Genomic DNA, 13,345 nt, shown 5'->3' with positions numbered 1-13,345 from the left:
ACTCCGTGCGTCAGTGGTCGTGCACCGAGTTCGTCGCGGCGATCTGCTTCCACGACTTCGGCTTCGCCGGCGCCACCCCGGCCCGCGCCACCCGGTCCCGCTGCGCCGCGGCCGTGCCCGGCTTCGACGCCTGGTAGAGCCACGTGTCGAAGAGACCGGCCAGGGGCTTGCCCGAGACCTTCTCGGCGAACTTCACGAAGTCGGAGACCTTCGCGTTCCCGTACGCGTGCTCCTGCGGCCAGCCCTTGAGGATCGCGGCGAACTTCTTCTCGCCGACCTCGTTGCGCAGCGCCTGGATGGCCAGCGCGCCGCGGTCGTACACGGCGATGTCGAACTGGTTCTCCGCGCCCGGGTCACCGGGCTTCACCTTCCAGAACGCGTCGTCGGCCGGGTGCTGCGCGTACACGTAGTCCGCCAGCTCCTGTGCCGTGCCCTCGCCCTCCTTCTCCGACCACAGCCACTGGCTGTAGCGGGCGAAGCCCTCGTTGATCCAGATGTCCTTCCAGCCGTCGACGGAGACGCTGTCGCCGTACCACTGGTGCGCCAGCTCGTGCACGATCACCGACACGTTGGAGCCGTTCGCGAACTGCGCGGGGGAGTAGAAGGGCCGCGTCTGCGTCTCGAGCGCGAAGTGCGACGGCACGTTCGGGACGTACCCGCCGAGCGCGTTGAACGGGTACTTCCCGAACTTCGTCTCCAGCCACTCGGCGACCTCGGTGGTCCGCTCGACGCTCGCGCGCGCCGCGCCGTAGTTGTCGCCCAGGTCTTTGCTGTACGCGTTCACGACCGGCAGGCCGTCCGCCGTCTTGTCGGTCGTGATGTCGAACTTGCCGACCGCGAGGGTGGTCAGATACGTCGCCTGCGGCTTGTTGGAGCGCCAGTTGAAGCGCGTCCAGCCGAGCTTCGACGACTGCGACTGGAGCACGCCGTTGGAGATCGCCTGCGTCCCGTCCGGCACGGCCACCGACACGTCGTACGTCGCCTTGTCGCGCGGGTGGTCGTTCGACGGGAACCACCAGGCCGCGGACTCCGGCTCGTTGGCGAAGACGGCCCCGTCCGCGGTGCGCTGCGGGGACGTGAAGCCGTACAGCTTCACGTCGGACGGTTTGCCCGCGTAGCGGACGACGACGGTGAACGTCGATCCCTTGGGCAGGCCCGCCGGCGGAGTGATCTCGAGCTCCTCCACGCCGGACGTGGCGAACTTGGCCTTCTTGCCGTTGACGAGGACCTCGCTGACCTTGAGGCCGAAGTCGAGGTCGAAGCGCGAGAGGTCCTGCGTGGACGTGGCGAGGATCGTCGCCGTGCCCTCCAGGAGGTCCGTCTTCGGCTGGTACTTCAGCCGCAGGTCGTAGTGGGAGACGTCATAGCCGCCGTTCCCGTAGTCCGGGTAGTAGGGGTCGCCGATGCCCGATGCCCCAGGCGCGAAGTCCGCCGCCGATGCCGGGATCGCCAGCATGAGAGCGGCCGCCAGTGCGCCCGGGGCGATGAGTCTGCGGTACACGAAAGCTCCAAGTCGTAGGGCCGTGAACGTTGTTGCCGACCCTATTCAGCCCCTCCCGCCCCGGTCATGTCCATGGCCTCACGTGTCACACGATCGCCATTCGGCCGACATGTGCCATAACGTCCCACACACCTTTCATCGCACCTTTCATCGTCACGGACTGCCCTCTTTTGCGCGGGAGTTGACCGGGGTAGCTTCCGCCCCATGCCGATACCTGAGAGACGCACGCGCCCCCTGTGGAGGACGCTTGCGACAGCGGCCGCCGCCGCACTCCTTGCCGTCCTCGTCTCTCCCGGGGCCGCCCAGAGTGCCGCGCCCCGCGAGTCGAAGCCCGTCTACTCGTACGACAAGGCCATCCGCGAATCCGTCTGGGTCGACACCCGGCTCGACGGGGACGGCGACGGAAAGACCGACCGGGTCGCCGTCGACATCATCCGGCCGCGCGAACCCGCGCAGCAGGGCCGCAAAGTCCCCGTGATCATGGACGCGAGCCCGTACTACTCCTGCTGCGGCCGCGGCAACGAGAGCCAGCTGAAGACGTACGACGAGCATGGCAACGTCGTCCAGTTCCCGCTGTACTACGACAACTACTTCGTGCCGCGCGGCTACGCCTTCGTCGCCGTCGACCTCGCCGGAACCAACCGCTCCGACGGCTGTGTCGACGTCGGCGGCCGCTCCGACATCCAGTCCGGCAAGGCCGTCGTCGACTGGCTGAACGGCCGCGGCAAGGGCTACACGACCCGCACGGGCACCGAACGCGCCAAGGCCGGCTGGACCAACGGCAGAACCGGCATGATCGGCAAGAGCTACGACGCCACCATCGCGAACGGCGTCGCCGCCACCGGAGTCGAGGGCCTGAAGACGATCGTCCCGATCGGCGGCATCTCCTCGTGGTACGACTACTACTTCCAGCAGGGCGCGCCCCTGTACGACAGCGGACCCGAGTGGCTGTCCGACTACGTCGAGAGCCCCGAGGCCCGCGCGCGCTGCGCCACCGTGCAGAAGCGACTTGTCGACGAAGCGCCCAGGACCGGCGACTGGACCGGCCTGTGGGACGAGCGGAACTACGTGCCCGACGCCGGCAAGGTCAAGGCCAGCGTCTTCGTCGTGCACGGCATGCAGGACCTCAACGTCCGCGCCAAGCACTTCGGCCAGTGGTGGGACGCCCTCGCGAAGGCCGGCGTCGACCGCAAGATCTGGCTCGCGCAGACCGGCCATGTCGACCCCTTCGACTCCCGCCGCAGCGCCTGGGTCGACACTCTCCACCGCTGGTTCGACCATGAACTCCTCGGCTACGACAACGGCGTGGACCGCGAGCCGATGGCCGACATCGAACGCACCCCCGACCACTGGACCACTGACCGCGTCTGGCCGCCCCGCACCACCGACGCCGTGCGCCTGAGCCCCGCCAAGGGCAGCGCCGCCGGTGTCGGCAAGCTCGGCCTGAAGCACGGCTCGGGCACCGAGACGTTCACCGACGACCCGAAGCTGAGCGAGACCGACTGGGCCGCGCAGATCGACAAGTCGACGCCCGACAAGGCCGGGTTCATCACCGAGCCGCTCGGCAAGGACCTGCGCCTGTCCGGCTCGTCGAAGGTCACCGTCACCGCCACCCCGTCGACCACGACCGCCCACCTCTCGGCCGTCCTCGTCGACCTCGGCCCGGCCACCATCCGCGACTACGCCGACGCCGGGGAGGGCATCACCACGCTCACCGACCGCACCTGCTGGGGCGCGAGCACGGCCGGCGACAGCTCCTGCTTCCTGCGGACCGAGGCCAAGACCGCCGACGTCGACCGGACCGTGTTCAGCCGCGGCTGGGCCGACCTCGGCAACTACGCCTCCGACCGCACGGGCAGGCCGCTCACCCCGGGCAAGCCCTACACGATCACCCTCGACCTGGCCCCGAGTGACCATGTCGTGCCGGCGGGCCACCGCCTCGCGCTGATCGTCGCGGGCACCGACAAGGACCTCATCGACCCGCCGTCCACCAAGCCCACGCTCACCCTCGACCTGGCCAGGACGTCCGCGCGCGTCCCGTTCGTCGGCGGAGCCCACGCGTTCGCGTCCGCCACGGCCGGCACCCACACCGCCGCGCCGCGCACGTCGGCACCCGAGCGCCTGGCCGACCCCCGCCCGTTCCGCCCTGTCCCGGGAGGCAGTGCCCGATGACACCGCGCTCCATGACACCCCACATCCGTACCCTCGCCCTGGCCGCGACGGCGGCCGCCCTCGCCGCGCCCCTGCTCACGGCCCCGGCCCAGGCGTCCTCCGCGGTGCCGCGAACCGGCTTCGAGCAGCGCGACGGAGCCGACTGGACCAGTCAGCCCGAGGAGCAGGACTTCCTCGCGGCGGTCGACAAGGGCAGTGACCGCGTCTCCGTCGACACGGCCGGCACGACCAAGCAGGGCAGGCCCGTCCAGCTCGTCCGCATCGGCGAGCACCGGACCGCGAACACCGTGCTGCTCATCTGCAGCCAGCACGGCAACGAACCGTCCGGCCGCGAGGCGTGTCTCACCACGATCCGTGATCTCGCCTACGCCAAGGACAAGAAGACGCAGGCCTTCCTGTCCCGCACCACCCTGCTCGTCGTCCCCACCGCCAACCCCGACGGCCGCGCCGCGAACACCCGCGGCAACTCCGACGGTGTCGACATCAACCGCGACCACATCGCCCTGGACACCGCCGAGGCGCGGGCCATGGCCGCCGTCATCCGCGACCGCAAGCCCGACGTGATCTACGACCTTCACGAGTACGGGGCCACACCCAAGTACTACGACAAGGACCTCTTCGACCTCTGGCCGCGCAACCTCAACACCGACACCCAGGTCCACGACGAGGCGGAGACCCTCTCCAGGGCGTACGTCCGTCCTGCCGCCAACTCGGGCGGATACTCCACCGGCACGTACGGCATCTGGACCGACCCGGTGACCGGTGAGCCCGTCAAGCAGACCGCGGGGGACGGGCAGGAGCGCATCCTGCGCAACGTCTCCGGCGTGAAGCACGCGGTCGGACTGCTCATCGAGAGCCGCGTCGACCCCCAGACCGACGCGGAGAAGGCCGACCCGGCGCTCAACAACCGGCGTCGGGTGAAGAGCCAACTCTCTGCTCTCGGCGGCTTGTTCACGTTCACCGATCAGCATCGTGGCAGGATCGAGGCGGCCACCGGCGCCGCCCGCGTGGCCGGCTACCGCGACCGCGGACCCGTCTACGTCGGCGGCGCGGACAACGACCCGGCCGAACCCGCGGAGATCATCCAGAACCCGCCGTGCGGCTACCGTCTCGACGCGGCGCAGTACGCGGCCGTGAAGGACAAGCTGGCGCTGCACGGGATCACGGTGCGCAAGGACCGGGCGGGGGAAGGGGTGTTCGTGCCGCTGCGTCAGTCCGAACGGGCGCTCGTGACGCTGCTCCTCGACGCGCGTGCTCCGTACCACCTCATCGAGGGGGAGCCCGACACAACCTGCTGAATCCGGGGCATTCGCCTCATTTGTGGTAGGTCCTGAGGGGTGAACAATCCCGAAATCAAACCTGCCGCGGAGGCGACGGGGCGACGGAGTCCGGCGACCGACCGGGTGGTGTTCGGCGTGACAGCCGCACTCACCGTGGCGTTCGTCATCTGGGGCTCCGTCGCCACCGACTCCCTTGAGGACATCTCGACACGCCTCCTCAAAGGGCTGATCCACAACGGCGGTTGGGCGTTCATGCTGGCCGCGTCCGGCTTCGTCGTCTTCGCCCTCTGGCTGGCGATCAGCCGGTACGGGAAGATCACGCTGGGCGACGAGGGCGAGACGCCCGAGTTCAGGACCGTCTCCTGGGTCGCCATGATGTTCAGCGCCGGCATGGGCATCGGCCTGATGTTCTACGGAGTCAGCGAGCCCCTCGCCCACTACACCACGCACCCGCCGGGCACCCAGCCCGTCGACTCCGCCCAGGCCATGGAGACGTCCATGGCCACGACCCTCTTCCACTGGACGCTGCACCCCTGGGCGATCTACGCCGTCGTCGGACTGGCCATCGCCTACAGCACGTTCAGGCGCCGCCGCCGGCAGACCATCAGCTCGGTCTTCGTGCCGCTGATCGGCGAGCGGCACGCGCACGGGGCCTGGGGCCGCGTCATCGACATCGTCGCGATCTTCGCCACGCTCTTCGGCTCCGCCGCGTCCCTCGGCCTCGGCGCCCTGCAGATCGGCAGCGGATTCGAGGTGCTCCACTGGATGGACACGGCGAGCACAGGGCTTCTCGTCACCATCATCGCGGTCCTCACCGTCGCCTTCGTCGCCTCGGCGGTGTCCGGGGTCGAGAAGGGCATCCAGTGGCTGTCCAACATCAACATGGTCCTCGCCCTGATCCTGGTCGTGTTCGTGTTCATCGCCGGGCCGACGATCCTGGTCCTCGACCTCGTGCCCACGTCATTGGGCGCGTATCTCGGTGACCTGCCCCAGCTCATCGGCAGGACGGAGGCGTCCAGCGGCAGGGGCGTCGCGGCCTGGCTGGGCAGCTGGACGGTCTTCTACTGGGCGTGGTGGATCTCCTGGACGCCGTTCGTCGGCATGTTCATCGCCCGCATCAGCAAGGGCCGCACGATCCGGCAGTTCGTCGGCGGCGTCATCCTCGTGCCCAGCACCGTCAGCCTCATCTGGTTCGCGGTCTTCGGCGGTACGGCGATGAGCCTGAAGGAGGGCGGCGCACTCGGCAGCGCCTCCACCCCCGAGGCCCAACTCTTCGGTGTTCTGCACGAGTTCCCCATCGCCACCGCGACGAGCCTGCTCGTGATGATCCTCGTCGGGATCTTCTTCGTGTCCGGCGCCGACGCGGCCTCCATCGTGATGGGCACGCTCTCGCAGAAGGGAGCCCTCGAACCCGGCCGCTTCGTGGTCATCTTCTGGGGCGTCGTCACCGGAGCCGTCGCCGCCGTCATGCTCCTCATCGGCAACGGCTCGGGCAACGCGCTGACAGGCCTGCAGAACCTGACGATCCTCGTCGCCGCGCCCTTCACCCTCGTCATGATCGGGATGTGCGTGGCCCTGATGCGGGACCTGCGCCACGACCCGCTGATCGTCCGCGGCGACCTGGGCGTCGAGGCCGTCGAGGCGGCGGTCATCGCCGGACACGAGCAGTACGACGGCGACTTCGAGATCCGGATCGGGCCGGGCCAGGGCACGGAGCGCGAGGGCGACCCGATCGGCTAGGGCCTCTCGTTCGGATCAGGCCGGACCAGGGAGGGGGGTCTGGCGCCGTGCATCGCAAGGCGGAGCAGGGAGCCCACGCGGAGCGTCGGCGACTGACGACAACGCCGCGAGGCGCGATGCCAGGCCCCGCGAGCCCGGCGTGATCCCAACGAAAGGCCCTAGCCTCCGGTCCGTGCGGTCGAAGCGCTCAGGAGACGGCGAGCCCGGCCGCCTCCTGGGCGCAGCCCCACGCGACCGTCACACCGGCCCCGCCCTGGCCGTAGTTGTGGACCAACACCCCGCCCCACGGCGCCCGTTCACGCTCCACCCGCACCTCGGGCCGCGTCGGCCGCAGCCCCACCCGATGCCCGATGACGCGCGCCCCCGCGATCTCGGGCCGCACCCCCGCGCACCGCGCCACGATCGCCTCCGCCACGGCGGGATCGGGTTCGAGCGACCAGTCGTTCTCCTGCGTCGTGCCGCCCAGGATCAGCCGGCCGGGCTGCGGAAAGAAGTACGTCGAGGTGTCGGGGGAGTCACCGCCGCCGGTGAACCACGTGTCCACGCCCGGGTTCTCCACGAGGACGAGCTGCCCGCGCAGGGGGCGCACGGAATCGTCCGGTACGAGCGTCCGGGCGCCGATGCCCGTGCAGTTCACCACGACCGGAGCCGCCGCGCCCGCCTCCGCGAGGTCCGTGACCTCCCGCGTTTCCACGCGCCCGCCGGCCGCCAGGAAGCGCTCCTTCAGCCACTCCAGGTGCACCAGCATGTCGACCAGCGGAAGCCGTGCCCACAGGCCCGCGCCACCGCCGTACTCCGCCGCGGTCGCCGGACGAAGCCCCGCCACCCCGTCCGCCCACGGTCCCAGACCGTCGAGGACGGTGTCGGCGTGCACGCCCTCCGCCATGCGCACGCCCGCGGGACCGGGCCGCGCCGCCAACTCCTCGTACACGCGCAGGGACCGCAGCGACCAGTTGGTCACCCGCTCCACCGGGTCGATCCTGTACGGCCACCACAGCGCGCCCGCGACCGCCGACGTCGTCAGAGGCGTGGGATCCCGCGTCCAGACCCGCACGCGCCGCCCCATGCCCACGAGTTCCAGAGCCGTCGTCAGGCCGATGACCCCGCCGCCGACCACGATCACATCACTGCTCGCGTCACTGTCCACGAACGGACCGTAGCGGAATGCGTCCTGCCGTGCTCACATCAGCTCTCGGGTGGGAATACTCCGGACATGTCTGCCGAGTACGCGACCTTCGGCCTGGCACCGGCCATGCGCGCCGGTGGAGTTCTCACGAACGGGGACTACCAAGTCCACCGGGAGTTCCTGGACTTCATCGTGAACGGCTCGCCGCTGCTGTTCCAGCTCTCCGACCTCGACGCCGTCTCCCCGCTCGCCTCCGACATCCCGCCGGCGATCTTCACGGCCCACGTCCGCAGCCTGCTCCTCGAAGCGGACGCGCCGCTGCCCGGCGGCCGCTACGTCATCTACGGGTGCCCCGAGTGCGAGGACCTCGAATGCGGGGCCGTCACCGCGGTCATCGAGGCGGACGGGCCCGACGTCATCTGGCGGAACTTCGCCTGGCAGACCGAGGAGCAAGCCGACCTGGAACTCAACGGCTACCACGGCATGGGCCCGTTCCGCTTCCACGGCGACGCGTACCGCGAGGCCCTGCGGCCACTGCTCGACGGCGCCGCGGAGCCGGCCCCGGACCGCCGTGTCCTGCTCATCGGGGCCCGAGTCGCCGTCCTCGCCAAACTCGCCGCCGCTCTGCGCACCATCGGCATCGGCGCCGAGATCACCCAGGACGTGGCCGGTGTGCCGCCCGAGGAACTGCGTACCTACGGCGCGGTCGCCTTCGGTCGCGCCGTCAGCGAGTCGGACCGGGCCGCGGTGCGCGAACAGTTCGAGCGGGTGGGCGTCGAGGCGGCGTACGTGGACGGGCTCGCCCCGATCATCCCGCTTCTCGTCGCCCAGATCGAGAGCGCCCTGGACCGCCGCGCCGTCCCGCAGCGGCGCCTCACCCGCCTCGTCGCCGCCGACGGGGAGGCGGGCCTGGAGGTCACCTCCGCCTGCCGGGTCCGCCTCACCGCGTACCGCCTCGACCGGCTCTACCGCGCCCACGCCGAGGACGTCTTCGACGCCGTACTCGAACCGGGCCGCCACCGCATCGCGCTCGACCCGAAGGCGACCAGGGGCGAGTCGTTCGTCGTGGCCCGCACCACAGGGAGCGTGCTGGTGGCGCCCATGGCCCGGTGAGGGGGGTCTTGCGCCGACGGGGAGCGGCGGGCGTGGGCGGTCCGCCCGATCGCTAAAATCGGCGGTCTGATGACTGCCACTCTCGTAGCCAAGAACCTCGCCGCCGGGCACGGCGACCGGTCCCTGTTCTCCGGGCTCGACCTCGTGGTCGCGCCCGGCGACGTGATCGGGCTCGTCGGCGCCAACGGCGCCGGGAAGTCCACGCTCCTCAAACTCCTCGCCGGCCTCGACACCCCCGAGCAGGGCGAGCTGCGGCTCTCACCGCCCGGCGCGACCGTGGGGCACCTGCCCCAGGAGCCGGAGCGCCGTCCCGGCGAGACTGTGCGCGAGTTCCTCGCCCGGCGCACCGGCGTCGACGCCGCGCAGCGCGCCATGGACGAGGCCACCCAGGCCCTCGTCGACGGGGCGCCGGGGGCCGACGACGCCTACTCCGTCAGCCTGGAGCGCTGGCTCGACCTCGGCGGCGCCGACCTCGACGAGCGCGCCGAGGAGATCACCGGGTCCCTCGGCCTCGGCGTCGGCCTCGACCAGGCGATGACCTCGCTCTCCGGCGGCCAGGCCGCCCGCGCGGGTCTCGCCTCGCTGCTGCTGTCCCGCTACGACGTGTTCCTGCTCGACGAGCCGACCAACGACCTCGACCTGGACGGCCTGGAGCGCCTGGAGTCCTTCGTGCGCGGGCTGCGCGCCGGCACGGTCGTCGTCAGCCACGACCGCGAGTTCCTGACCCGCACCGTCACCAAGGTCCTTGAGCTCGACCTCGCCCAGCAGGAGATCAACCTCTACGGCGGCGGATACGAGGCCTACCTGGAGGAACGCGAGGTCGCCCGCCGGCACGCCCGCGACGAGTTCGACGAGTACGCCGACAAGAAGGCAGCCCTCGAAGGCCGCGCCCAGATGCAGCGCGGCTGGATGGACAAGGGCGTCAAGAACGCCCGCCGCAAGGCCACGGACAACGACAAGATCGGCCGCAAGTTCCGCAGCGAGGCCAGCGAGAAGCAGGCGGCCAAGGCCCGGCAGACGCAGCGCATGATCGAGCGCCTCGACATCGTGGACGAGCCGCGCAAGGAGTGGGAGCTGCGTATGGAGATCGCGGCGGCGCCGCGCTCCGGCGCCGTCGTCGCCACGCTGCGCGACGCCGAGGTGCGGCGCGGCGACTTCACGCTCGGTCCGGTCTCGCTCCAGATCGACTGGGCCGACCGCATCGCGATCACCGGGGCCAACGGCGCCGGGAAGTCGACGCTGCTCGGCGCGCTCCTCGGCCGGGTGCCCCTGGACGCGGGGCACGCGACGCTCGGCTCCGGCGTCGTCGTCGGTGAGGTCGACCAGGCGCGGGCCCTGTTCCACGGCTCGGAGTCGCTGCTCGACGCGTTCTGCGCGGCCGTGCCGGACACCGAGCCGGCCGACGTGCGCACGCTGCTCGCGAAGTTCGGCCTGAAGGCCGAACACGTCCTGCGGTCGGCGGCCACGCTGTCGCCGGGCGAGCGCACCCGCGCCGCGCTGGCGCTGCTCCAGGGCCGCGGCGTCAATCTGCTCGTCCTGGACGAGCCGACCAACCACCTCGACCTGCCCGCCATCGAGCAGCTGGAGTCGGCGCTCGACTCCTACGAGGGCACGCTCCTGCTCGTCACCCATGACCGCCGCATGCTGGACGCCGTCAGGACGCAGCGGCGCCTCGAGGTCGCCGACGGCAAGGTGACGGAGCTGTCCGTCTGACGTTTCTGCGGTGTGCGGCGTGGGCCGGCGTGTGCGCGTGGGCCGGCGTGTGTTGCGTAGGCCGACGCGTGGCCCTGGCTGACGTGTGCCGCCCGCGTCGGCGTGGCGCCCGGGGCCGGTCACCTGTGTGGTGACCGGCCCCGGGTGTGTCAGCGCCCCTTCGGGTCGAGCAGGCCCGCGCGGCGCAGCGCCTCGGCCATCTCGCTGTTCGCGGGCGCGGGTGCGGACGCGCCACCACGCCGCTGTCCCTGAGACTGCTGCCGCTGACCTTGCCCCTGGCCCTGCTGGCGTCGGCCCTGGCCGCCCTGGCCCTGACCGCCGCCCTGTGCCTGGCCCTGGCGCTGCTGCCCCCGCTGCTGCGGCGGGCGCCCGCCACGCTCCCGACGGCCACCACCGGCACCGGCCCCGGCCCCGCCCCCGGCACCCGGCTCGCCCGCCGCCGCCTCGTCGTCGAGGCGCAGCGTCAACGAGATCCGCTTGCGCGGGATGTCCACGTCGAGGACCTTCACCTTGACGATGTCACCCGGCTTCACGACGTCCCGCGGGTCCTTCACGAACGTCTTCGACATCGCGGACACATGCACGAGCCCGTCCTGGTGCACACCGACGTCCACGAACGCGCCGAACGCCGCCACATTCGTCACGACGCCCTCGAGGACCATCCCGGAGGCCAGGTCGGAGATCTTCTCGACGCCGTCCTTGAAGGTCGCCGTCTTGAAGGCGGGACGCGGGTCGCGCCCGGGCTTCTCCAGCTCCTTCAGGATGTCCGAGACCGTCGGCAGACCGAACTTGTCGTCCACGAACTCGGCCGGCCGCAGCCCGCGCAGCGCCGCCGCGTTCCCGATCAGGGACGCGACCTCGCCGCCCGTCGTCTTCACCATGCGCCGGACCACGGGGTACGCCTCCGGGTGCACGGACGACGCGTCGAGCGGGTCGTCGCCGCCGCGGATCCGCAGGAAGCCCGCGCACTGCTCGTACGCCTTCGGGCCCAGCCTGGACACGTCCTTGAGACCCTTGCGGGACGTGAACGGGCCGTTCGCGTCGCGGTGCGCCACGATGTTCTCAGCGAGGCCCGAGCCGATGCCGGACACGCGGGCCAGCAGGGGAGCGGACGCCGTGTTCACGTCCACGCCCACGCCGTTCACACAGTCCTCGACGACCGCGTCCAGGGAGCGCGACAGCTTCACCTCGGACAGGTCGTGCTGGTACTGGCCGACACCGATCGACTTCGGGTCGATCTTCACCAGTTCGGCCAGCGGGTCCTGGAGGCGGCGGGCGATCGACACGGCGCCGCGCAGCGACACGTCCATGTCGGGCAGCTCCTGCGAGGCGAAGGCCGACGCCGAGTACACCGACGCGCCCGCCTCCGAGACCATCACCTTGGTGAGGTTCAACTCCGGGTGCTTGGTGATCAGTTCACCGGCGAGCTTGTCGGTCTCGCGCGACGCCGTGCCGTTCCCGATCGCGATCAGGTCGACCTTGTGCTCCTGGGCGAGACGGGCCAGCTTGGCCAGCGCCTCGTCCCACCGGTTCGCGGGCACGTGCGGGTGGATGACGTCCGTCGCCACGACCTTGCCCGTCGCGTCGACGACCGCGACCTTCACGCCCGTACGGAAGCCGGGGTCGAGGCCCAGCGTCGCGCGCGTGCCCGCCGGGGCGGCGAGCAGCAGGTCCCGCAGGTTCGCCGCGAAGACCTGCACGGCCTCGTCTTCCGCCGCCGTGCGCAGCCGCAGCCGCAGGTCGAGGCCGAGGTGCACCAGGATGCGGGTCCGCCAGGCCCAGCGCACCGTGTCGGACAGCCACTTGTCCCCGGGCCGTCCCTGGTTCCTGATCCCGAACCGGTCCGCGACGATCGGCTCGTACGAGGACGGGCCACCGGCCGTGTCTCCCGGCTCCTCAGGCTCCAGGGTCAGGTCGAGGATCTCCTCCTTCTCGCCGCGGAGCATCGCGAGGATCCGGTGGGAGGGCAGCGCGGTGAACGGCTCCGAGAAGTCGAAGTAGTCGGCGAACTTCGCGCCCGCCTCCTCCTTGCCCTCGCGGACCTTGGCGGCCAGCTGTCCCCTGCCCCACATGCGCTCACGCAGCTCGCCGATCAGGTCGGCGTCCTCCGAGAAGCGCTCGGTGAGAATGGCGCGGGCGCCGTCGAGCGCGGCCTGCGCGTCCGCGACGCCCTTGTCGGCGTCGACGAACGCGGCCGCAGCGGCGGCCGGTTCCACCGTGGGGTCCCCGAGCAGCCCGTCCGCCAGCGGCTCCAGCCCCGCCTCACGCGCGATCTGCGCCTTGGTGCGGCGCTTCGGCTTGAACGGCAGGTAGATGTCCTCGAGGCGCGCCTTGGTCTCGGCGGCCATGATCTGCGCCGCCAACTCGTCGGTCAGCTTGCCCTGTTCCCTGACCGAGTCGAGGACCGACGCGCGCCGCTCCTCCAGCTCCCGCAGATAGCGCAGCCGCTCCTCGAGCGTGCGCAGCTGCGCGTCGTCGAGCATCTCGGTCGCTTCCTTGCGGTAGCGCGCGATGAACGGGACCGTCGAACCGCCGTCGAGCAGCTCGACGGCGGCCTTCACCTGCCGCTCCCGTACGCCGAGCTCCTCGGCAATCCTGCCTTCGATGGACCCCGTGATGGGACCTGCGCTGGGTGTTGCCACGATGCCGTACCGCCTTCTCAACTGAGGGTGCGCGGCAATTGTGGCAGGTGGTGCCGAC

8 protein-coding genes are annotated in these 13,345 nt (G+C 71.0%); 5 read left to right on the top strand and 3 right to left on the bottom strand.

From position 1 onward, the window contains the following. Nucleotides 1-10: 10 nt before the first annotated feature. The gene (locus OG456_RS05365; protein ID WP_266557708.1) at nucleotides 11-1,501 is read right to left on the bottom strand and encodes a M1 family metallopeptidase; all 1,491 of its coding nucleotides are present in this window, start codon (nucleotides 1,499-1,501) and stop codon (nucleotides 11-13) included. A gap of 204 nt (nucleotides 1,502-1,705) precedes the next feature. Between OG456_RS05365 and OG456_RS05360 the strand changes: the two genes are divergently transcribed. The 3 genes from OG456_RS05360 to OG456_RS05350 all read left to right on the top strand — a co-directional run bounded on the left by OG456_RS05360 (nucleotide 1,706) and on the right by OG456_RS05350 (nucleotide 6,693). After that, nucleotides 1,706-3,673 (top strand): Xaa-Pro dipeptidyl-peptidase, encoded by a 1,968-nt coding sequence (locus OG456_RS05360; RefSeq protein WP_266557706.1) that lies wholly within the window; start codon nucleotides 1,706-1,708, stop codon nucleotides 3,671-3,673. Between the two features lie 11 nt (nucleotides 3,674-3,684). Further along, complete coding sequence (locus tag OG456_RS05355) at nucleotides 3,685-4,971, top strand: M14 family metallocarboxypeptidase (RefSeq protein ID WP_266557704.1); 1,287 nt, start codon at nucleotides 3,685-3,687, stop codon at nucleotides 4,969-4,971. 108 nt (nucleotides 4,972-5,079) lie between these two features. Continuing rightward, nucleotides 5,080-6,693, top strand: a complete 1,614-nt coding sequence (locus tag OG456_RS05350) for a BCCT family transporter (protein WP_266569058.1) — start codon at nucleotides 5,080-5,082, stop codon at nucleotides 6,691-6,693. Between the two features lie 187 nt (nucleotides 6,694-6,880). On the opposite strand, the gene OG456_RS05345 is transcribed toward OG456_RS05350, so the two are convergent. Then, entirely contained in the window at nucleotides 6,881-7,840 is a 960-nt protein-coding gene (locus tag OG456_RS05345) for an FAD-dependent oxidoreductase (protein WP_266557702.1), read from the bottom strand. A gap of 66 nt (nucleotides 7,841-7,906) precedes the next feature. On the opposite strand from OG456_RS05345, the gene OG456_RS05340 reads away from it, so the two are divergent. Both OG456_RS05340 and OG456_RS05335 read left to right on the top strand, forming a co-directional pair. After that, nucleotides 7,907-8,932, top strand: a complete 1,026-nt coding sequence (locus OG456_RS05340) for an oxidoreductase (protein WP_266557700.1) — start codon at nucleotides 7,907-7,909, stop codon at nucleotides 8,930-8,932. Between the two features lie 69 nt (nucleotides 8,933-9,001). Then, the gene (locus tag OG456_RS05335) at nucleotides 9,002-10,645 is read left to right on the top strand and encodes an ABC-F family ATP-binding cassette domain-containing protein (RefSeq protein ID WP_266557698.1); all 1,644 of its coding nucleotides are present in this window, start codon (nucleotides 9,002-9,004) and stop codon (nucleotides 10,643-10,645) included. A 149-nt stretch (nucleotides 10,646-10,794) separates the two neighbouring features. Here the strand turns inward: OG456_RS05335 and OG456_RS05330 are convergent, their stop codons facing one another. Further along, nucleotides 10,795-13,287, bottom strand: coding sequence for a Tex family protein (locus tag OG456_RS05330; RefSeq protein WP_266557696.1), 2,493 nt, complete (start codon nucleotides 13,285-13,287; stop codon nucleotides 10,795-10,797). Nucleotides 13,288-13,345 lie beyond the last annotated feature (58 nt).

Source organism: Streptomyces sp. NBC_01446, assembly GCF_026340095.1.
GTDB lineage: Bacteria > Actinomycetota > Actinomycetes > Streptomycetales > Streptomycetaceae > Streptomyces > Streptomyces aureus.
The sequence above is the reverse complement of the archived record's forward strand: the minus strand, read 5'-3'. Positions and strand labels throughout refer to the sequence as shown.